Source organism: Marinomonas rhizomae, from assembly GCF_003315485.1.
Classification (GTDB): Bacteria; Pseudomonadota; Gammaproteobacteria; order Pseudomonadales; family Marinomonadaceae; genus Marinomonas; species Marinomonas rhizomae.
The window spans coordinates 184,191-206,152 of the sequence record NZ_QNSE01000006.1; the positions used below are offsets into that span (position 1 = coordinate 184,191).

Genomic DNA, 21,962 nt, shown 5'->3' on the forward strand with positions numbered 1-21,962 from the left:
TAACCTCTCTTATAAAATGTTTGAATGGGCTTGTGGCTGTGCAATATTAAACTGTTCTTGAAACCAATCTGAGAAGAATGTTTTTTGTTCCTCGCTTAAACGAAGCCCTTCTTTCGTCCGACGAGTAAGAACATCTTCTGGGGTCATCGCCCACTCATTTTCAACCAAATAACGCACTTCAGCTTCATAGAGGTTGGAACCAAAATGGACGCCAAGACCTTCAACACCCATTGCGTCTCCAACAATCTTATTAATTAGAGAACCATAATGTCGACCGTAATGAATGAGTAATGGCCGAGGAATCCAACTATAAGCAGCCTTAGAGTCCTGTATAAAACTTTGGAAATCTGCGTTACGAATGTCGCCACCCGGCAAAATCCCACCACGAGTCCAATCCCCTCCTATGTTTGGGAAAAAATGCTTAATCTTATGGATAGCATGTTCAGACAATTTTCGGAATGTTGTCAGCTTGCCGCCAAAAACATTCAGTAACGGAACACCATCGGTTTCATCCAAATCAAATACGTAATCACGTGTAACAGCCGATGGGTTACCCTTTCCATCATCAAACAAAGGACGAACGCCAGAGAAGCTAGTGATGACATCACTGCGTGTTAAGAATTCTTTAAAGTAACGATTAACAGCGGCGAGTAAATACTCAATTTCAGACTCTTCTGGCACAACATCTTCAACTCGACCTTCATAAGGAATGTCTGTCGTACCGATTAATGCCTTATTGTCTTCATATGGGTTAATAAAGATCACTCGTTTATCATAGTTTTGTACCAGATAAGCTTGCTGACCTTCCCAGAACTTAGGGACGATAATATGCGATCCTTTCACTAACTGAATATTGCGAGAGGTCTTTGAGTGTGCTACATCATTGACGATATTACGTACCCAAGGGCCAGCAGCATTAACCAAGACTTTTGCCTTAAAGCTGCGCATCTCTTTAGTGAATTCATTTTCAGTTGTTATCAGCCAATGGCCGCTTTGGCGCTTCGCCGAAATACACCGAGTTCTAGTCAGTACTTCTGCTCCTTTTTTAGCAGCATCTAGGGCATTCAGAATAACCAATCGAGAGTCATCTACCCAGCAATCTGAGTATTCAAAACCTTTTGTATACTGATCTTTTATTGAAAGCCCTTCGGGGTCTCGCAGCAAATCTAATGTCCTAGTACCAGGTAGGCGCTTACGTCCTCCAAGGTGGTCATATAAAAATAGCCCCAATCGTACCAACCATGCAGGACGGTCTTCTTTGCTATGCGGCAACACAAATCGCATGGGCCAAATAATATGACTAGCAGAATTCAACAGCACTTCTCGCTCAATCAATGCTTCACGAACCAAGCGAAACTCATAATATTCAAGGTAACGTAAACCGCCATGAACCAGTTTCCCTGATCGGGAAGATGTACCTTGTGCTAGATCACCTTTTTCGCAAAGCGCAACACTCAAGCCACGACCAGCAGCGTCACGTGCAATACCTGCACCGTTGATACCACCACCAATCACAAAAAGATCGAATACCTGTTTGTTATTCATAAAGAACCTCTTATTTCATCGCTAAAGATCACGCTATGACTTATCTGAAGAATCTACCTGAAAGTGCGTTTTTGAATGCTCCCTTAACTGCTCCATAGCAAACCATGTATCTGGAAGTTTCAAACGCTGCTGATAAAAAGCATTAAAAAGCACGTCATAACGATCACAGAGCGCTTTATCCTTCTTTTCAATTTTACCGAGCAATGGTGTAACCCACTCAGCAATACAATCATCCATCGATTTATATTCACCTATCGCCACGGCTGCCATCATTGCTGCTCCAGCTGCACCTGCCTCTTCTCTTCCTGATACGCAAACATCAGCGCAGACAGAAGCAGATAAAATCTTACGCAGAGTAGCCGACCTAACAGCACCACCACTTAAACGAAGCTCTTGGATTGTCCCTCCCATTGATTCATAGCAATCACGCATGGCCATACCAAGACCCTCCACAACAGCACGTACTAAATCGTGAAATCGGTGGTGATAAGTTAAACCTGTAAAACTCGCTCTAGCCCGGCCATTAACAAAAGGACCACGCTCTCCTGCATCTGAAATATATGGGTGATAAAGCAGTTGGCCCTCTTCTGCTCGCTGTAACCAAGTTTCAACTCTATCAACCATGACATTAGGAGAAGACTCGCAGCCAAAATCCTTTAACAAATCAGAGGCAACATTTAATAGCCAATCAAGATTTAATGCGGACGCCATATTGGTTTGCACTTGTGTAACTCGTCCGGGGATAGGTAAGGCAATCACGTAACCTGTACACTGATCATTGAGAAAAACATTATCAGACGAAACCGAGCGCATGTGCACACCTGTAGAACCGATGACAGAACAGGCTACGTTGTCTTGCCCTGTATGAACGCCTGCTCCTAATGCGGTCATCACCATGTCAACGTACGCCAAAGAGACAGGAATTCCCGCCTTCAACCCAGTAAGTTTGGCAGCCTCTGCTGAAAGAGGATGGGTTGTTTCACAGCCATCAATAATGTCTGGTAAGAGGTCTCGGTATTCACTCAATCCCAAACTGGCGATAACTTGATCATCGTATTGTCGGGTACGGAAATCACCAAAAGTAAAACTGGCTTCGGATGGGTCTGTCGCCCTCACCTTAGTCAAATTGAAGTACAGCCAATCCTTACAGTGAAAAGCGGTCTTTGCTTTTTCTATTAAATGAGGGTAATGGCAGGCCATATGAGCGAGTTGGACACCTTGCTGACAGGTGCTTAACCCTGTACCCGTTTTTTCAAATCTTTGGCGCTCACTGGATTGGGTATTAAGGATATCAACAGTCTGCGCGGAGCGGCCATCTAGCCATAGCCAAGCATCACAGACAGGTAATCCATCATCATCAATTAACCACGTGCCATCACCTTGGCCGGTAACCGACAAAGCAACAACACGCAATTGAAAGTCTTCTATTTTTTCACCCAAACCTTTCAGTGCCGCAATACAATCATCCCATGTCTTGCTGAGAGATTGAGTGGCAGAACCATTAGATGTTGCCTTGTAGGTGTTACGCACTGATGAAACGGCAACTTGTTTTCCATCAAGCGTAAAGGCAACCGCCTTAACAACTGATGTGCCAGCATCAATACCTACTATGAGATTGGTAGTCACTTGTCAGACCTCCATACGCTTGAGCAGACGCTTCGAAGGTAAACAAAGCGGGACAACTTTATTATTAGAAGCATGATTGAACCCCGTCTTGATCTAGCTAAGGAACCCAAAGCCAGATTGAAATATTTTTCTTATTGTGTGAATTATTTCCACATGGATCGAGTCTGTCAACCTTATATCTGTTTATTTTCTCACTTCTCTGTTAATTAATAGAGCAGAAGAAAGTAACTATTAAAATTTCAAAATCGTTGGCTAAAATCCATATAAACCTTATTTTTCATACAAATAACATAGAACTTTAAGACCAAATATAAAAATCTTGATCTATCTCATCATTCTTAAAAAATCATTTAGTATGAGAGAAAACAGATCGGCATGATTTTTTTTAAACTTTATGCAATAAATTTCATTGACAGATATTTATTTTTATCCCATTGTAGGTGATCAAAGATCAAACAATCTTCTAAAAATAAATGTTGATCTTGGCTCGATCGAACAGCACATAACATCATTTATTGAACTTTTGTGCGTTTAGAAGACAAGGCAGCCGGAGTAAAATAAAGATGATAAAAGCTACCACGCAATCGCAATTGTCTAATCAGATTAGTGCGAAAAAACGAAAAATAGCGCTTGTGAGTGCCATCTCAGCAACGATAATTTTCGGTGCTATGGCCCTTGATACAACCGTCATTGTTAATGGTTCTGTTAACGATCTAAGACAACAGGTTTTCTCTCCTGATAATTACGCAAATACCCACTATGCAGATATCAAATCCTATATTTTAGACAATTCAGTCAATGCAATTACACTTCTTAAAGAACTCCAAATTGATAAGAAAGCGACTGGGGATAAATATGGCGTAGGCGGTGGCATTGGTCCCGTTATTCCTGTTTCTTTTGAAGGTACCATTGATAGTGGAAGATCAGGCATTTTTAAAGTTAGCATCCCAGGATTCCCTGACAATCAAACCGTTCGCATTCAAACTGGTCCAGCGATTAATGGAACCGACCTTCGTGATGTAACGGGGAAAATTAGTTTTGGAGAATTCACCAACCAAATTGAATATCAAGACGTTGGTGCGGCATTGAACCGAGCGATGAAAGTAGACATTTTAGAAGATCTTGACCGAACTACTTTGACAGGAAAAATCGTTGAAATAACAGGGGTATTTCGTCTTATTAATGCCAAAAACTGGTTAGTTACACCAGTAAGGATGAACCTAAAATGAGCCTAGCCTTCAATCATTCATCAGATGAACCTAAAACCGATGTCGTTTTAGCTGCTCGTAATATTGCGAAGTCTTTCGGGAACACTCACGCATTAAAAAGCGTTAATTTTGATGTTTACCATGGGCAAGTAACGACATTGTTTGGTGAGAATGGTGCGGGGAAATCAACCTTAATGAAGGTTTTATCTGGGGTTATTGCACCAACCTCTGGCGACATAATTCTAGACGGCTCCCCGGCGCTCTTTAACAACGCGAATGAAGCTAGAGCAAATGGCATTTCAATCATCCATCAAGAGTTAAGCCTTGCGCCCAATATGAACGTGCGCGACAACATTTTTATGGGTAGAGAAATCATCTCCAACGGTAGTGTTGACTTTGCTGAAGAAGAGCGTCAAACACGAGAGTTGATGGCAGGACTCGCAGAAGATATCGATCCATTAACAATGGTTGAGGAGCTTCGCCTTGGACAGCAACAAATTATTGAGATTGCTCGCGCCATATCGCAAAAATCCAGAATCTTGATAATGGATGAACCCACTTCTGCACTCAGTGCAACAGAAGTGGAAGTACTGTTTAACGTCATTCACGATCTAACCAGTAAAGGCGTTTCCATCGTTTACATTTCACACCATTTAGAAGAAGCCCTATTGATCACAGATCATGCCGTGGTTCTACGCGATGGCACAATGACCGCTTATGCACCACGTAAGGATATAGACCTTGAATGGATTGTACGCAACATGGTTGGTGAAAATTTTGATTTAGGCTCGCCACCAGAAGGTTATCAGTTTGGTGATGTAGCGCTAAAAATAGACGATTTGGTCATATCGGACCCCAATGGGGCAGATTTCAATGTTGTTGATAAGTTGTCCCTAGAAGTTAAAGCGGGTGAAATCGTTTGTGTTTATGGGTTGATGGGAGCAGGACGCTCTGAATTCATGGAATGCATCGCTGGACGGCTTAACGCACAAACCGGAACCATTCTTCTTGGCGACGAAAATATTAGTAAACTCTCCATTGCAGAACGCATTAACGTCGGTTTGGCATTAGTACCCGAAGATCGTCAAAAAGATGGTCTGGTTCAAACTATGTCTGTCGGACAAAACTTATCTTTAGCCAGCATTTCTGATTTTACAAAAAAACTATTCATCTCGACGAACTCCGAAAACACATTAATTAAACAGTCAGTAAAAGCGGTGACAGTGAAGACTTCTGGAGCCGATGCCGCTATCGGATCTTTGTCGGGCGGCAACCAGCAAAAAGTGGTCATCGGTAAAATGTTGGCAACCAACCCGAGAGTCCTACTATTGGACGAACCAAGCCGAGGTATTGATATTGGAGCAAAAGCGGAAGTATTTAAATTGCTTTCAGAACGAGCAAAAGAAGGTCTTGCCGTTATTTACTCAACATCAGAAGTGGCAGAGTGCTTAAGCATTGCCCATCGCATTATTGTCATGCACAAAGGTCAGATTTCTGCCGAATTCGATTCAACAGTTAGCAAAGAAAAAATCATGGCTGCATCAGGCGAGTCCGTTGCCCATTAAAAGATTATAAGAATAATTTGGAGTATCACCATGTCTACCACAGCTCAAAACAAACCTGCAGTTCATACGCCTGCTCAGCCAAAAACATTAGATGTTGGCCGCTTACTACTGGAAGGTAGAGCCTTTTTCGCTTTAATAGCGATTATTATCTTTTTCTCTTTCATGTCACCTTATTATTTTACGTTTAATAATTTTCTAATTATGTCATCACATGTGGCTATTTTTGGCTTGCTCGCTCTTGGCATGTTGTTGGTCATTTTAAATGGTGGAATCGATTTATCAGTAGGATCTACCCTTGGCCTATGCGGAGTATTTGCTGGGTATTTAATACAAGGTGTAAACATTGAAATACTAGGCATCACTTTCTATCCATCTTTGTGGGTCGTTGTTGTCCTGACCTGTGCTTTAGGTGCTGCGGTTGGCTGTGTTAACGGCATACTCATCGCTCATTTCAAAGTCCCTGCATTCGTGGCAACTCTTGGCACTATGTATGTGGCGCGAGGTATTGCTCTTCTAATCACTAACGGTCTGACATACAACAAATTGGATGGAAAACCTGAACTGGGTAATACAGGTTTTGAGTGGCTAGGCTTTAACCGTTTAGCGGGCATTCCGATCAGCGTCATTGTATTGATTATTGTGGCATTAATATGCGGTCTCGTATTGAGCCGCACAGCCTTTGGTCGCTGGTTGTATGCTTCTGGTGGCAACGAAAGTGCGGCTAATCTATCTGGTGTTCCGGTTATCCGCGTGAAAGTCGTTGTGTACATGATATCTGGTGTTTGTGCAGCACTTGCAGGGCTTGTTCTTGCATCTCAATTAACGTCCGCAGGTCCTACGGCAGGAACAACCTACGAACTCACGGCAATTGCAGCAGTGGTTATTGGTGGAGCAGCATTGACTGGTGGCAGAGGCACTGTACGCGGCACTATCCTTGGTGCACTGGTGATTGGCTACTTATCAGATGGCCTTGTCATTATTGGCGTCTCGGCCTACTGGCAAACAGTGTTCACCGGTACTGTTATCGTCTTGGCGGTATTACTTAACAGCTTGCAATACAGCTCAAAAAGAAATAGCCGCTAAAAATGTTGTGTCTGCCTGTTTCAGAAAACAACAACAGGCAGACACATACAACTCGCCGGGTTTCGGCAAACTCTTAAAATAATAAATTGGAGTACTTGATATGTTCAACATGACTAAGCGTTTATTGATTGCATCAACAGCTAGTTTTACCTTAATGGCTGGTAGTGCATGGGCGGACGGTTTAATGTCTATCATTGTTAACAATCCTTCTAACCCTTATTGGTTTACCGAAGGACAAGTTGCTAAAAAAACAGCTGAAGACATGGGCTATGAAGCAAATGTGTCAGCTCACAAAGGGGATACAAATACTGAGAGCAAGCTGATTGATACAGCTATCACTAACAAAGCAAAAGCTATCATATTAGACCCAGCTAACGCTGACGGATCCATTGGTGCGGTTCGCAAAGCGGTAGCAGCAGGGATTCCAGTGATTATCATTAATGCCGAAATCAACCAAAGCGGTCTTGCAAAAGCGCAATTGGTATCCAATAACGCACAAGGCGCCGCATTAGGTGCCATGCAATGGATTGAAAGTGTTGGAGACTCAGGAAATTATGTTGAACTGTTTGGTGCACCAAGTGATAACAACGCCCAAACACGCTCAAACGGCTTCAAAACAGTGTTATCTCAGTATCCAGATTTGGTTAAAGTTGCGAGCGAAGTCGCTAACTGGGATCGTACTCAAGGCTATACAAAAATGCAGTCAATTCTACAAGCAAACCCAAATATTAAAGGTGTTATAAGCGGCAACGATGATATGGCGTTAGGTGCAATCGCAGCGCTAAAAGAAGCAGGTAAACTTAGTCAAGTAAAAGTAGGCGGATTTGACGGCTCTCCAGATGCAGCAGAAGCAATTCTCAATGGTGAAATGGAGTACACAGTATTACAACCTGTGGCAACCTTTGCAGCAGAAGCTATTCGCCAAGCTGATAACGTCATTAAAACAGGCAGCACAGGTATTGATTCTGAAAAACAATTGTTTGACTGCTACTTAATCACATCTGACAACATTAAATATTACACCTCTGCTTTCACACTATCTAAACATTAATCACGACTCGCTTTTAACGTAAGCTCTAGGGCTACAATCGTAGCCCTTTTTAGTCATCTAAAGCTAAAGATCAAGATTACAGAAGTAAAGTTGAACAATGTTAAATCTAGTAAGAAGACGCATTAAACATCACAAAATATGCAATTTACCATTAAAATTCATCAGCTTTTCTCTGGCCTCTTGGCTGAGTTCACTGTCTGTATAAATTTCTGAAAACTGATCTAACTCAGCCACTTTAAACAAAGAAAAGCTATTATATTTACTGCTATCAGCCACTAAAATACTTTCTTCAGCACTCTTCATCATATCGGCTTTAAGCGCTGTTTTTGCTTCTTTTGGTGTAGTGACACCATGCTCAAAGCTCCAAAAATTACTACTTATAAAAGCAATATCCGTATGAATAGACTGAAGTAGCCTTCTTGCATGCTCTCCAACGCAAGACTGGCTGGCATTATCAATTTCACCACCAAACATGGTAACTTCAATCTGTTTGAATTCACTCAAAAATAGCGCAATTCTTAAATCAGGGGTGATAACCCTAAGAGGAAGATGCGTGATATTTTTCGCAATTTCCATTGTCGTCGTGCCGGCATCTAAAATAATAGAATTCCCAGACTCAACGCGCTCAGCTGCTGCTTTAGATATCCTTTCTTTTTCAGCCTTAAATAATTGGTTTTTTTCTTGAACAGAAAGCTGTGTCGCAACAAAATTATTTAAAGTGACACCACCATGAGTCCTTCTAACAACACCCTGATTTTCTAGATCGATTAAATCTCTCCTTACTGTTGCAGGAGAAACATTTAGAGTCTGAACAAGCTCATCAACAGTCGTTAAATTAGTATCCTTTAGGTAATCAACTATATCTTTATAGCGGTGCTGTTTTTTCATCAACTTTGGTCACCCTAGTTAAGTAAATAATCACGAATTCACCCAAAATAGTGTAATCGAAGGAAATATTGTAATAAGAACCAAGCAGCAGAGCAAAGTCCCTAAAGGCACCAACGTCGCTAATATGACTTTTTCAACCTGGATTTCAGCCACTTGACTCGCAGCGAACAAGGTTACCCCAAGTGGAGGGGTAAACATACCTATAGCCAAGTTTACAACCATCACCACACCAAAATGAACAGGATCAATACCATAAATAATAGCAATGGGGGCAAGTATAGGTGCAAGCAGTAAAATCGAAGCAGATGTTTCAACAAACATACCAACAACTAAAAGCAATAAATTAACCGCTAAGAAAAACTGTAACTTAGTCGAAAAATTATCCGTAGCAAAAGTAGAAAGTAGCTGAGGCAAATCAGATCGACTCACAAGAAAACTTAACAATGAAGCTGCCGCAATAATTAGCATAACAGAAGATGTTGATACCACTGAGCCTTTTAGTATCTTTGGAATGTCTTTCAGTGTGATTTCTTTATAGACAAAAACACCGAGTATCAAGCCATAAATAACGGCGATAGCCGACGCTTCTGTAGGAGTAAAAACACCGCCATAAATCCCACCCAGAATCATGGTAGGCATGAGCAAAGCCAGTAAAGCATCTTTTGATGACGTAAGTAGATTCTGTTGATCATTGGCGTCATTTTTGCCATGGCCAGTTACAACACACCAAACAAGTACCATGGTAATCAGAGCCCCTCCCATAAAGAGCCCTGGACCTATCGCGGCCAGAAAGAGCTTACCTATAGATGTATTGGTACTAACACCGTACATAATTAATGGCACAGATGGAGGAATAACAATTCCCAAATTCGCAGAAGACGCCTGTATCGCCGTCGCCATAGGTTTAGGATAACCATGCGCTATCATAGCAGGAAGTAAAATAGCCCCTACAGCATACGCTGTCGCAACACTCGACCCAGACACGGCAGCAAAAATCATACTGGTGATAACACAAGAAATTGCTAAACCACCCTGAAGGTTGCCCACAAGAGATTTTGCAAAAGTTACCAAACGTTTTGAAACGCCCCCTTGCCCCATAATATTTCCGGCTAAGATAAATAAAGGAACAGCCATTAATGGAAAGCTATCTAGGCCAATAAACATTCGCTGAGGAATGATTATTAATGGGAGGTTGCTGAAAAAATAAAGCCCTACTGCTGACGCAATAACAATAGCGACGGCAATAGGAACAGACAATGAAATGAATGCAAGTAATAACGAAACAATGGCTGTTGGCATGACTAGACCTCTGCGGTTTTAGTTATTTTAAGATCGGCAGGTTCAGATTTATTTTCGACATTTAAAATATGCCACTCAAGCAACGATGGAATACTTATAACAGCGCCAATAGGAATACTAATATAAAGCCAAAACGCTGAAATATTTAACATAGCGACATTCTGATTCTTTACCCTTACCGCAATATCCCAGCCATACCATATCAACACACCAAAAAAAATCAGCACTATGATGGTAACCGCTCGTTTTACCCATAGACCAAAGATATCTGGCAGTACTTCCACAAAAAAAGTAATACTGATCATACTTCCACGGCTAAATACGCAACCCATAGAAATATAAACCATCCATACCATCATCACCCTAGCCGAGATTTCAGACCAAGCTGATGGAGCACCAAATACAAACCGTGTGATGACTTGATAAAACACTAATAAAGCCATAAGCCCCATAAGAACCGCAGAAACATTTAAAGCAGAATTATTAAGGAATCGACTAAATTTAATAATGAATTTTGCCATTTTTGTATCCTCAAATAAGAAGGCTGATACTTTCATACCAGCCTTCTTGACCTATTATTTCATGCTTTTTATTTCAGCTAGTTTCTCTGTAAACCCCATTTCCTTGGCGATCTTATTACGAACCCCCTCAGTAGCTTTTACAAAAGGCGCTATATCCACTTTATGAATAGTCATGCCTTTTTGAGTCAGCTGATCAGAAGCTTCATTCTCTAGTTTTTCACGTGACTGACGCATCACTTTAGCTGCGACATCGGCCGCTTGCTGAACCCACTTTTTCTCATTAGAGTTAAGACCATCCCAATATCCCTGAGACATAGCAATAACAGCGGGACTATAAAGATGCTGAGTCATCGAGGCTTGCTTTTGAACTTCATAAAGCTTTGATGTTACCGCAAGATTGATCGGATTTTCTTGTCCATCAATGGTTCCTTGTTGAAGCGCAGTGAACACTTCCGTCCAAGACATTGGGATTGGCGAAGCACCTAACGCATTAAATGTCGCTAAATGAACCCAATTTTCCATCGTTCTGATCTTTTTACCTTTAAGATCTTCGGGCTTCAAGATCGGGTCACCATTATAAGTAAGCTGGCGGAATCCATTTTCCCCCCACGCCAAACCTTTAATCTGATGTTCTGACATTCCGTTAAGAATACCCTTCCCTATATGACTATCTAGTACGCGATGCGCATGATCATAACTTTCAAACACATAAGGAAAATCAAAAAGATAAACATCTTTATCAAAGTTCCCTAAAGGCCCCGTTGAAGAAATAGTCATTTCAATAATGCCTAGCTGCAGGCTCTCAACCACTTCACGTTCACCACCCAAAGCACCCGCTGGTTTCAAATCGACTTCAATTTTATGGTTACTTAGCTTTTCCAGTTCTGATTTAAAAGCGTTACCGGCCGCGCCATATTGTGAATCCATCGTTTGGGTAAAAGCGAGGTTAATGGTTTTAGCCTCTAGAGCAAGCGGAGAAAAGGCGAGAGTAGTTAAAGCAGCACATTGAATTATTTTTGTCTTTATTATATTCATTGGGGTTTCCTTTAATTTACGTTATTGCTTATGATCATTTTATAAATTTAGGTTTTCTTAAGTGATTAATTGAATACTGTGAGCAAGTTCATCTTTATTGAAGACTTTCTTCCAATCAGGATAAAGCAACTTACCCAAGCCATTATCGATTGCTTTATTACAAGCATCAGAAAATTGACCGTCAATTTCATCAAAAATAACCGCTGACAGAATATTCATATGACCCAGAAGGAAGTCACGAGCACAATCATACGGAACACCACCATCAACCACTTCATCCATAGCTTGACGCATTGCCGTCAACAAAGTTGCGCAAACAGTTTCAGATAAACCTGGCTCTAACATTGCCATTTGATGCAAAGTCACACGGTACGAATTTTTGATCGGTGCATAGATAGTCTTCGCAAGATCTTCCCCAAGCTCCCATGCAGAATCAGGACCTTGCAGTAAAGTTGAGACAACGCTTTGTTTGGCATGTAAACCACCAAAGTGGTCATTTAAAGCATCTTGATTAAGTTCTTTATTAAAAATGACTGGATGACAAGGATGAGTCACAAAATACACAAGATCATCACGTTTAGGGAGATGACCAGCAAACGGTGCAGCAGCATCAAGGACCACAACCATAGTTCCCGGTTTCAAATGCTCACAAACCTGACTACTGATTTTTCCAATAAGAGTATCCGGCACAGCCAAAATAACCGCATCAGATGCTTCTAAAGCCGAATTTTGCTGATCAGGGCCAATCGCATCAATATTAAGCTGCTCTTTTAGGTTCTTACGACCTTGCTCGCTTATTTCAACGTGATTAACCTTATAATCTGAATTTTGCAGGTTTTTAGACAAACGCATGCCCATTTTTCCGCCTGCACCGATTAAAGATATAGTTGTCATACTTACTCCACTTTTATTGTTTTGCTTTATGAGAAAAATACGATAATGCCTGCGATAACTCAGGATGAGTCACGGCATAATCATATATATTTTGATCTGAAATACAGGAATCCCAAGCTTGTCTAATGGCTTTTACTCCACCCTGAGCACCCAATGGGTGACCATGTATACCACCGCCGCCGAGATACATTAGTTCTGTAGATTTACCTGTTCGATTGTAGGTTTCTGGTACCTGACCACCCCACTGACCGGAGCAAAAAACAGGTAAAGTTGCAGATAAATGGCCAAGAGGTTGAGTCATTGCATAATAAGCCTCCATCACGGAATCATTACCTTGCCAATACTTCCCATCAATACCATTAATTTGAAGATGATCTATGCCTAATAGACGCCAAACTTTTTGCCAAACATTGAAAGAAATCCCCCAATCGCTACGCTCATTAAAAGCCAGCCCATTAGTATGAGCATGCAAAATAACACCACTAAACTTATTAATTGAATCTAAACCGCAAATGCCTATTTGATTAACGTTTATAACAGCAGCATCACCGCCTTTGCTTTTCAAATACTCATGATTACGTTCAATTTCACCAATATCTGAATGACAAATGTTAAATGCATAAATGACTTTCTTACCGCTTTTTTGCTGCCAATTATCAATAACAGGCATAATAGCGTCGATGCGATCTTTTACATGAGAGTATGGCGGACTTTGTAGTTTCTCATCGTCTTTGATGAAATCAATGTCAGCAGCCACCAGCTGTGCAACCAGATTTGCGCTGTCTTCTGGCGTAATACCAATATTCGGTTTTAAGATCCCACCGATCACTGGCCCATCTGATATTCCCAATTTGCGATAAGTACCTTCAATACCAAATTTTGGACCTTGAAATTGAGCAACAAATTGATCGGTGAATTGAATGTCTTCTATTTTTAAACGTTCAATCACCTTAATAGAAGAGACCCCACCACAAGCAATAGTGAAAATAGCAGACAAGTCATATCCACATAAATCAATAGGGTAAGAGATAACCACACGGCCACGATATTGCTTTAATGATGAAACGAAATTTTCTTCTACAGAAATAATTTCGGCCGAAAAGCATCCCACATTACCGCTTGAGATATCTGGAATTTTCGTAAAAGTTCCAGTTGTTTGATCATTACAGATTTTCTCAGCAACTTGAGCTAAACTGATGAAACTATGAATTAAGTACGTAACCTCAAATCTATCCATCATTTACTCTCCACCTGAGCATAATCGAAAAAAGAAATCTTCAGATCCCATTTGCCCACCTTTAAGAGCCACCTCTAACCCATCTATATCACTGTCTTGAGCATGAGCTCTGCATAGAGGAACACCTGGGCAAAGTGGTGCAATAAACGTCAAAGCATCTAAGTTTAAACTTTGAATACAGTAACCTGAGGTATCGCCACCTGCGACAGCAAGTCGCTCAATAAGACCCGTCTTTGTAACGGCTAAAGCAATAGCACCAAGGAAACTACCAAGCATTTCATCAAAATGTAGATCTCCTTCTCGAGAAGTGATCGTTGAACCGCTTTTCTGAGGACCCAAAGCGGAATACACTAAAGGCGATTTATTGCCACGAAGTAAATCAATACAAGTTTGAACGATCTCATCTAAATATTGAGACCTGTTTTCAAGTATCAATAATCTGGCGATATCAAGTTCGACAGGAATAAAACCATGGCTCAATGCATAATCAATTTGACTACTTGTAATAGAAGAACAACTACCGGATAACGCTAAAATCCTAGACTTAGGAGTGATATTGATATTCTCTACCAGTTTATTTTGGCTATAAAGGGCATCTTCAAATCCGGATGAAGAAACAGAAAAATGCAGGCCGTCTTGGCAATGCTCATTAATCAGCACCCCAACTTTAGCTTGAGAGGAATGATCAACAGAATCAAAGACAACCACTTTATCCTCAGCAATAAATTGCTGTAATTTAGTCGCCGCAGAATCATCGGAGTACATACTTATATTAACTGAGGCACAATCAACCTCACCCAACTGATGCATATGTTTAACCAAGTTAGCTTCTGTCATTGGTGTTGCAGGGTGACAACTCATTATGGGGTGTCGATCTATGCGATAAGTCTCCCCTTTTGAATCAGCGAACAACTCACCAAAGCAAACATAGCGCTTAATTTTTGGAGTCCCCACCACAATAGAAGTCCAGCGAGGAGACAGAACATCAATGCCAACTTGAGTCGCAACAGCCAAGTTGCCTTTATGAAGGTTAGAATCGAAAGTTGAACAGACTTTATAATGTATATACTTAGGGTCGAAAGAATTTAGAAAACGATATACTTTCGGTAATTCAGCTCTCATCCACGCAGGATCTTTGCTTCGACTTATTCCTGCAACTCCGACACAGTCATAATCAGAAAAGTTAACCGCATCATTTCCCTCTGCCACACGAAGCAATAGAATCGTTTTCTTGCCACGTAAGCTTAGACTTTCAAGCACATCAGTGGAGCCAGTGAAATCGTCTCCGTAAAATGCCAATTCTACTGTTGAGTTCAAAACCAATTCCTTATTCTTATTTTTTGACAATTCCACTAAGAGATGAAGAACAAACCTTAAGCACAATGTCATTGTTATGATTTAAAATACTCAAAAAATCATATCTATTCAATCATTATTTTGATTATTTAACTTCATAAAAACAAAAATAAATCAAAAAATCTGTTTTTACAATCAGAAAATTCACATGAGACCCACATAAAAAATATAGAAAAACCAACTATAGCAATGCAATAGGATTCTAAGCACCATCAAACATGGCAAGAAATCTTAAATACGAACGTGGTTAAAGAAGAAAAGAAAAGAGCCAATTAGAGATAATGCTAGAAAGAATGTTAAAAATGATTTCAAATCCTCAAAATGCTCCCATGTACTTTACAAGAAAAAGAAAGCACCTGTTACTGCATAGAATTGAAACACAGCTCATCAAAAGACGACAGATTGACATGGGGGTCATTACACAACACCCCATGTCGTAAGTCATTATTTCCCCCAGCTTTCTATCGCTTCGACAAAATGACTCAGAAATAAATTAGTCTGGTACGCATCCAAGGCTCGATGATCGATACTAAGAGACACATAGCATTTTGGTCGGATGACAATTATGTCTTCGCCATTCACTTCTTCCACTACGGCTCTTTTTTCAAGTTTCCCGATACCCAAAATAGCAACCTGAGGCTGGTTGATAATAATTGGCGTAGCAAATAAACTGCCACTCACGCCATGATTGGAGATGGTGAATGTTCCATCCTTCATGTCTGCGGCAGCCAATTTACCTTGTCTGGCTTTATCGGTTTGTTGTTGAAGCGCTGATGCGATGTCAAACAAGCTCTTCTCTTGAACCTGTTTAACAACTGGGACAATCAGCCCCTCATCGCCTAACGCTGTGCCAACACCAATGTTGATGTCTTCAAATACTTCCAAAAACTCATCATGAAAACGTGAATTAACGACAGGAACTTTTTGCATTGCCTTAGCACTGGCGGCCAAGAAATAAGCGGTAAAAGTCAGCTTTACACCCGCTTCTTCAAAGCCCATTTTGCACATTTTTCTATGTTCTATGATGCGCCCCATGTCCATTTCAAAGACACTAGTAACATGTGGCGAAGTGTGTAGTAAGCTGTCCACCATATGATTGGCAATTTTCTTACGCATAGAGGTATGAGGAACAAGCTTACTTTTTAGACCATGTGACTTTTCTGCTGGAATTGAAACATCTAAGTTGCTTTGCTCTTTACCCGCTTGGGCATCAATAAAGGCTAAAATATCATCTCGCGTAATACGTCCGCCTTTGCCAGTGCCGTCAATGAAAGACAAGTTCAGATTATGCTTTCTCGATAGTTTTCTGACGGCTGGTCCGATTAAATGGCGTTTTGAGTCATCGCCAGCCACATCAGATTGAACAACATCGGTCACTGGCTCATTTTGCGAAGCGTCATTAGCAATAAGAGATGACAACGTCTCTACCGAAACTTTACCGCCCTCTGACTGCTCACCACAATCTAAGTAGCCAAGAATGGTCTTTTCATCGACATTGTCACCTGATGTCGCCAAGATTTTCCCAATAGAACCATCATTTTCGGCACACACTTCCATTGATACTTTGTCAGTCTCCAACTCCAATATAGGATCACCTTTTCGAACTTGATCACCCTCTCCTACCAGCCAAGTAGAAAATACTGCTGCCGTTCCCTCTAAAGCACCCATCGGAAGCGTAATAGTCATTGATTCGTTCATCGTTTCCTCCTCACACTTCAATCAGTTTTTTCATGGCGAGAGCAATCTTTTGCTCACTCGGCACGGCTTTATCTAACAACAGAAAATTGTGAGGATTAGGGATGTCTGGCATGGTCAATCGCTGGATTGGCGCATCAAGACTAAAGAACAATTCATCGGCTAACGTCGCGGCGATTTCAGCGCCAAAACCAGCGGTTTTATTGTCTTCATGAACAATCAAACAACGTCCAGTTTTCTCGACAGAGGTCAGTATTGCCTCTTCATCCCATGGCTGAATAGTGCGAAGGTCAATCACCTCAATACTCATATCAAGACTTATTGCGGCATTCTGGCAACGCTCTACCATCGCTCCCCAACAAACTACCGTTAATGCTGTGCCTGATAAAATCGTCTTTGCTTTTCCAAATGGTATAACATAGTCATCGCCAGGATATGGGCGGCGCGACCAGCTATTATCCAGTAAAGATCGATGCTCAAAGAAAATAGTCGGGTTATTGTCTCGTAAAGCAAAACGCAGCAAACCAACAGCGTCTTCAGCGTTAGAAGGCATTGCCAATTGCCAACCGACTTTATGCGCCCACTCCACTTCGTCGCTCATGGAATGCCATGGATCACCTCGGCGGGCAAACCCGCCTGGAACTCTGACTACCATAGGCGCAGCAAATTGATTATTAGTTCTCCAGCGCATAATGCCAGTGTCGGACAGTTGTTCAGCAGCAGGCTCGGCGTATTTGCGGAACTGTATTTCAGGCACTGGCATCAAGCCACTCAACGCCATGCCTACTGAACGACCAATAATCCCTTCTTCTGATAAACTGGTATCAAACACTCGATTACCGCCGAATTTTTCGTTCAGCCCAAGTGTTGCTCCGTGAACGCCACCTTTTGGTCCAACATCTTCACCGAATACAATCACTTTAGAGTTAGTTTCTAATTCGTAATCAAGGGTTTTACGAATCGCTGTTAGCATGTTAAGACGAGACCCTTCTGGCTTAGCTTGATCGCTTTTCGCTGGAAATACATGACCACTTGCCGCTAAACCACCTCGAAGCTGAAGCTGGTCTTTTTCGGCATAAACAAAGCGCGTAAGGTTTTCTGGATCGGGTTGCTGACGCTCCTTAGCTTTATCGACTGCATTACGAATATCACGATAACTTTCGTTTTTTAACTCTTGCCATTCATCCGCGGTCACTAAGTTATGACTTAACAGATAGCTTCTTAGCTTAGGAAGTGGGTCTCTTGATTGTTCATCGGCAATAAAGTCTGCATCTTTGTAGGTTTGAGTATCTTGAAAAGTGTGACCACATAAACGCGGTACTTTTAATCGAAGTAAGCATGTACCTTGCCCAGAACGCACATATTCGACGGCTTCTTTTATCAGTACTGGGGTCAATTCTGGATCGGTTCCGTCGCCATCGATAATCTTTAGATTTTTATAGGCTTTAAGATTCGCCACCTGATCCCCACCAGGCGTTTGTACTTCCTGAGGCACTGAAATACCGTAGCCATTGTCTTCAATGTAAAATAAATGCGGCAAGTTATTGGTTGTCGATATGTTTAATGCCGCCCAAAAGCCACTTGTCGACATGGAAGAATCTCCTCCCATTGAAACAGCAATGGCTCCCGCATAGCTCGCATCGTTTAACTGATTTTTATGATACAGAATAGATTGCGCCCAGCCAGAAATAGGCGAATATTGTGCACCAACACCGCCACACATAGGGAATAACATAGCGCCTTTTCTATCAGTATTGGGGTAGTTACACACTACACCGATGTCTCTGCCATCACTGTAGCCACCCGCTTTCGCCATAGGCGATGCAACCACTTCATCCAAATCGATTCCAAGGCTCATAACGAAGGGTCTAGATCGATAATAGCCACTTGCAGCATCGTGAGGATGAGTCAGCAAAGAGCCCAAAAGAATTTGCGCAAAATCATGCCCACGAGCAGAAAACTGGTTAAACACCAACTTTTCGGGCACTAATTCTGTTTCTTCGATCTCATCTAAAGCACGAGATAAAAGCATTAATTGACTAACTTGAAGCCAATCAAACTCAGGCTTTTGACATATAAAATGTGTGACGTGATTACTTTTTTCTAGCAATTGATTCATAGAGGTACACCATCTTCAGCGGCTTTTCAGCTTTATTGTTATAAGTATGATGTCGTTAATCTTATCTATGATTCAGCGAAATTATCTTTCTTAATTGCCAAGTCTTTGACAAACTGAGCAACAAAGTTTCTTCAAATAACAAAAAACGGAAACACTTTCATGCTCGATAAATTTGACATTAGTATTCTCGCGGCGTTACAAAAAGACGGCCGTTTAAGCAATCGGGATTTAGCTGATAAAATTGGTCTCTCAACCGCACCTTGCTGGCGACGCTTAAAACGCCTAGAAGACGAAGGCTATATTAATTGCTATACGGCGGAGTTAAACCCGAAGAAGGTGAACTTAAATGTGATCGCTTTCGCACAAGTCTCCATGGACAACCATCACCCAGAGACACTAGAACCTTTTCTTTCTAGTGTACGAAAATATCCAGAAATACAAGAGTGTCATTCCGTTAGTGGTGATTGTGATTTTTTGCTAAAGATCATCACCAGAGACCTAAACAGTTATGACGAACTATTGAGCAAGCAACTTTTACAAGCGAAAGGGGTTCGCTCAGTAAACACTATGTTTTCAATGAAACAACCCAAAATAACAAGGGAATTCCCGTTAAGTGAATTCCCTCTTAGCGATTACTCGTAATATTAAAAACGGCGCAAATACTATTTGCGCCCTTATCTCAATTTAAGCCGGCACAAACTCTTTTGCTTGTTTACTTACTCGCTTATCTTCTGGCAAGTATTTTTCCATTGCTGCCATTAGCTCTCGATGCTGCAAAATAGCGAGACACTCCCTTTCATTGAGATGATCTAACAAGCTTTGAATATTGTTACTGTTAAGGATTTGCCATTCAGCACAAATCCAAGCACGACAAAACTCTTTGTTTGGTTGCTCTTTTGGCATTTGAGCAAGGTGCCAATAAAACAATGTTGCATCAGATGACAAGCGCTTTAAAGAAGACAAAGCATCATCAAAATCAAGTTCGCTCTGTGCATTATCATAACGATCTTGCATATCAACAATTGGGTGTGGACGCTTTTCTTCTGGTGCGCGCATCAGACCCAAATAATGAATCACATTGCCACGTTTTGCACCGCCACTGATCCAAGATAACGGAATGGACAAAATCAAGCCAAAACTAATCGGTAAAGACCAATAGAACAATTCGATACTTAAAAACAAAGCCCCACTCGCTAATCCTAAGCCCAATAATGTATGGCTACAGTGCGCACGAGCGGCGACCTTCCATGACGTTGCACCATCGTCACGGGACTGAGGCTTCCAACCACTGTCGCGCCCCTTGAAGACATCGTAAACGACTTGGAATTGAGACAACATTAGAATCGGCGCATACAAAGCCGATAACACAGTTTCTAGCAAGGTACTTAAGGTCAGTAATATTGGACCGCCAAATTGCATACAACGGCGGAAGTTCAACATGGCGGACAACCAACCATATACTTTGGGCGCTAGTACCAACGCCATAGACAAGACAAATAAAGAGCGCGCTTTTTCGAAATCAAACACAGGCCAAGTTGGAAATAGTGACGGATTGGCAAAATACTCAGGACGAACAAAATACGCCTGAACCGCCAAGGCAAAGCCGACCACGATCAACATCAACCAAAAAACAGCACTTAGGTAAGACATGATGCCAGACATTAAATGCAGGCGAGTTGCAAAGTGAAAACCTCTCGCGAACACAAAAGCTTTGTGCTGCAAATTACCCTGACACCAACGACGGTCACGCACAATAACATCCACCAGCGACGGTGGCGCTTCTTCGTAAGATGCTTTCAAATCCGTATCAAAACGTACGCCCCAACCCGCGCGACGCAATAGCGCAGCTTCCATGAAATCATGGCTCATCACATGACCACCAAAAGGCGCTTTACCTTCTAAAACAGGCAAACCACACGCATCGGCAAAGGCTTTAGTACGAATAATCGCATTATGCCCCCAAAAGTTAGAAGAATAACCGTGCCACGCCGCCAAACCAGAAGCATAAATAGGACCAAAACAATGGTTGGCAAACTGTTGGATACGACTATATAAGGTGTTCGCGCGAATGATGGTTGGCAACGTTTGAATCAAACCTAAACCGGGCTCTGCCGCCATACGACGAGTCAGTGAAATCAAGCAATCCGCGCCCATTAAGCTGTCGGCATCCAACACAATCATGCATTCATAATCACCACCGTAGCCCGTCACCCATTCAGCAATGTTGCCTGCTTTACGTTCTGCATTATTGTAACGACGACGATAATAAATAGGACAAGCCGCCACCTCATCATTTAACAAAGGACGAAACACTTGTTCCTCGGCAATCCATGCATCCGCTTTATTGGTATCACTTAGAATGAAGAAAGCAAACTTACCTGGAGCTTGCTTCATCAAATCTTCATGCATCGCTTGGATATTGGCACGGATACGCAGAGGGTCTTCGTTATAGACAGGCAACAAAATAGCCGTAACGCCTTCTACGTTTTGTTCTTTTCGAGTATGAGAAAAAGGCCACAACTGGAAAACCAAGCCTAGCGTTGCCTGGGAAAACGCAAAAGAAATCCATGTAAAGTTAATACAAAATAAAACCAAGAACGCCCACTGCAAACCTGCAATCGCATTGGTATTCAGCACACTGTACATTTCAGTAGCTCCGTACCAAGATAATCCAGCAGTCGCTACCAAAACAAACAAGCGCGAAAGAAATGTCGTAACAGCAAAACCTTGCAATCTTTTCTTACGAGCTTGAGGGGCTTCATCGACGGCATGTCTTGGCATACTCAAAGGCGAAACTTGCGGCAATGCTAATTTTGTAGCGTTATCCTTTAATAACATGA

Annotated in this window: 17 protein-coding genes; 5 read left to right on the forward strand and 12 right to left on the reverse strand. The window is 41.6% G+C overall.

The window, feature by feature from the left end; genetic code table 11:
- Positions 1-9: 9 nt before the first annotated feature.
- Positions 10-1,545 carry a glycerol-3-phosphate dehydrogenase gene (locus tag DFP80_RS09030; RefSeq protein ID WP_113916483.1) on the reverse strand — a complete coding sequence of 512 codons (1,536 nt, stop codon included), beginning with the start codon at positions 1,543-1,545 and terminating at the stop codon, positions 10-12.
- Positions 1,546-1,578: 33 nt separating this feature from the next.
- On the reverse strand, positions 1,579-3,171 hold the full coding sequence (locus DFP80_RS09035) for an FGGY-family carbohydrate kinase (RefSeq protein WP_113916484.1): 1,593 nt from the start codon (positions 3,169-3,171) through the stop codon (positions 1,579-1,581).
- Positions 3,172-3,734: 563 nt separating this feature from the next.
- Here DFP80_RS09035 and DFP80_RS09040 point away from each other — a divergent pair.
- The 4 genes from DFP80_RS09040 (at position 3,735) to DFP80_RS09055 (ending at position 8,078) form a co-directional block, all read left to right on the forward strand.
- Positions 3,735-4,400, forward strand: a complete 666-nt coding sequence (locus DFP80_RS09040; protein ID WP_113916485.1) for a DUF2291 family protein — start codon at positions 3,735-3,737, stop codon at positions 4,398-4,400.
- Entirely contained in the window at positions 4,397-5,944 is a 1,548-nt protein-coding gene (locus DFP80_RS09045; protein WP_113916486.1) for a sugar ABC transporter ATP-binding protein, read from the forward strand. The genes DFP80_RS09040 and DFP80_RS09045 overlap by 4 nt, the downstream gene beginning before the upstream one ends.
- 30 nt (positions 5,945-5,974) lie before the next feature.
- Complete coding sequence (locus DFP80_RS09050) at positions 5,975-7,027, forward strand: ABC transporter permease (protein ID WP_113916487.1); 1,053 nt, start codon at positions 5,975-5,977, stop codon at positions 7,025-7,027.
- Positions 7,028-7,127: 100 nt separating this feature from the next.
- On the forward strand, positions 7,128-8,078 hold the full coding sequence (locus DFP80_RS09055) for a D-ribose ABC transporter substrate-binding protein (RefSeq protein WP_113916488.1): 951 nt from the start codon (positions 7,128-7,130) through the stop codon (positions 8,076-8,078).
- Between the two features lie 129 nt (positions 8,079-8,207).
- Here the strand turns inward: DFP80_RS09055 and DFP80_RS09060 are convergent, their stop codons facing one another.
- From DFP80_RS09060 to DFP80_RS09100, 9 genes are all read right to left on the reverse strand, one after another.
- Positions 8,208-8,966: a DeoR/GlpR family DNA-binding transcription regulator gene (locus DFP80_RS09060; RefSeq protein WP_113916489.1), complete on the reverse strand. Its 759-nt coding sequence runs from the start codon at positions 8,964-8,966 to the stop codon at positions 8,208-8,210.
- A 30-nt stretch (positions 8,967-8,996) separates the two neighbouring features.
- On the reverse strand, positions 8,997-10,265 hold the full coding sequence (locus DFP80_RS09065) for a TRAP transporter large permease (protein WP_113916490.1): 1,269 nt from the start codon (positions 10,263-10,265) through the stop codon (positions 8,997-8,999).
- A gap of 2 nt (positions 10,266-10,267) precedes the next feature.
- Positions 10,268-10,822, reverse strand: a complete 555-nt coding sequence (locus tag DFP80_RS09070) for a TRAP transporter small permease (protein ID WP_113916491.1) — start codon at positions 10,820-10,822, stop codon at positions 10,268-10,270.
- A gap of 18 nt (positions 10,823-10,840) precedes the next feature.
- Positions 10,841-11,821 carry a DctP family TRAP transporter solute-binding subunit gene (locus DFP80_RS09075; RefSeq protein ID WP_113916492.1) on the reverse strand — a complete coding sequence of 327 codons (981 nt, stop codon included), beginning with the start codon at positions 11,819-11,821 and terminating at the stop codon, positions 10,841-10,843.
- A gap of 57 nt (positions 11,822-11,878) precedes the next feature.
- Positions 11,879-12,715, reverse strand: coding sequence for a phosphogluconate dehydrogenase C-terminal domain-containing protein (locus DFP80_RS09080; protein WP_113916493.1), 837 nt, complete (start codon positions 12,713-12,715; stop codon positions 11,879-11,881).
- Between the two features lie 13 nt (positions 12,716-12,728).
- Entirely contained in the window at positions 12,729-13,955 is a 1,227-nt protein-coding gene (locus DFP80_RS09085; RefSeq protein WP_113916494.1) for a ribulose-bisphosphate carboxylase large subunit family protein, read from the reverse strand.
- Entirely contained in the window at positions 13,956-15,269 is a 1,314-nt protein-coding gene (locus DFP80_RS09090; protein WP_113916495.1) for a four-carbon acid sugar kinase family protein, read from the reverse strand.
- Between the two features lie 483 nt (positions 15,270-15,752).
- A complete protein-coding gene (locus DFP80_RS09095) occupies positions 15,753-17,006 on the reverse strand; it encodes a dihydrolipoamide acetyltransferase family protein (protein ID WP_113916496.1) in 1,254 nt (417 codons plus the stop codon).
- 10 nt (positions 17,007-17,016) lie between these two features.
- Positions 17,017-19,122, reverse strand: coding sequence for an alpha-ketoacid dehydrogenase subunit alpha/beta (locus tag DFP80_RS09100; RefSeq protein ID WP_113916497.1), 2,106 nt, complete (start codon positions 19,120-19,122; stop codon positions 17,017-17,019).
- 159 nt (positions 19,123-19,281) lie between these two features.
- Here DFP80_RS09100 and DFP80_RS09105 point away from each other — a divergent pair, with 159 nt between their 5' ends.
- The gene (locus DFP80_RS09105) at positions 19,282-19,764 is read left to right on the forward strand and encodes an Lrp/AsnC family transcriptional regulator (RefSeq protein ID WP_113916498.1); all 483 of its coding nucleotides are present in this window, start codon (positions 19,282-19,284) and stop codon (positions 19,762-19,764) included.
- 42 nt (positions 19,765-19,806) lie between these two features.
- Here DFP80_RS09105 and mdoH read toward each other — a convergent pair whose 3' ends face one another.
- Positions 19,807-21,960 carry a glucans biosynthesis glucosyltransferase MdoH gene (mdoH, locus tag DFP80_RS09110; protein ID WP_113916499.1) on the reverse strand — a complete coding sequence of 718 codons (2,154 nt, stop codon included), beginning with the start codon at positions 21,958-21,960 and terminating at the stop codon, positions 19,807-19,809.
- Positions 21,961-21,962: the final 2 nt, after the last annotated feature.

Coding starts and splice junctions, on each gene's coding strand:
- DFP80_RS09030 (WP_113916483.1), bottom strand. CDS start 1,545: ATGAATAACAAACAGGTATTCGATCTTTTTGTGATTGGTGGTGGTATC.
- DFP80_RS09040 (WP_113916485.1), top strand. CDS start 3,735: ATGATAAAAGCTACCACGCAATCGCAATTGTCTAATCAGATTAGTGCG.
- DFP80_RS09045 (WP_113916486.1), top strand. CDS start 4,397: ATGAGCCTAGCCTTCAATCATTCATCAGATGAACCTAAAACCGATGTC.
- DFP80_RS09050 (WP_113916487.1), top strand. CDS start 5,975: ATGTCTACCACAGCTCAAAACAAACCTGCAGTTCATACGCCTGCTCAG.
- DFP80_RS09055 (WP_113916488.1), top strand. CDS start 7,128: ATGTTCAACATGACTAAGCGTTTATTGATTGCATCAACAGCTAGTTTT.
- DFP80_RS09060 (WP_113916489.1), bottom strand. CDS start 8,966: ATGAAAAAACAGCACCGCTATAAAGATATAGTTGATTACCTAAAGGAT.
- DFP80_RS09065 (WP_113916490.1), bottom strand. CDS start 10,265: ATGCCAACAGCCATTGTTTCGTTATTACTTGCATTCATTTCATTGTCT.
- DFP80_RS09070 (WP_113916491.1), bottom strand. CDS start 10,822: ATGAAAGTATCAGCCTTCTTATTTGAGGATACAAAAATGGCAAAATTC.
- DFP80_RS09075 (WP_113916492.1), bottom strand. CDS start 11,821: ATGAATATAATAAAGACAAAAATAATTCAATGTGCTGCTTTAACTACT.
- DFP80_RS09080 (WP_113916493.1), bottom strand. CDS start 12,715: ATGACAACTATATCTTTAATCGGTGCAGGCGGAAAAATGGGCATGCGT.
- DFP80_RS09085 (WP_113916494.1), bottom strand. CDS start 13,955: ATGATGGATAGATTTGAGGTTACGTACTTAATTCATAGTTTCATCAGT.
- DFP80_RS09095 (WP_113916496.1), bottom strand. CDS start 17,006: ATGAACGAATCAATGACTATTACGCTTCCGATGGGTGCTTTAGAGGGA.
- DFP80_RS09100 (WP_113916497.1), bottom strand. CDS start 19,122: ATGAATCAATTGCTAGAAAAAAGTAATCACGTCACACATTTTATATGT.
- DFP80_RS09105 (WP_113916498.1), top strand. CDS start 19,282: ATGCTCGATAAATTTGACATTAGTATTCTCGCGGCGTTACAAAAAGAC.
- mdoH (WP_113916499.1), bottom strand. CDS start 21,960: ATGTTATTAAAGGATAACGCTACAAAATTAGCATTGCCGCAAGTTTCG.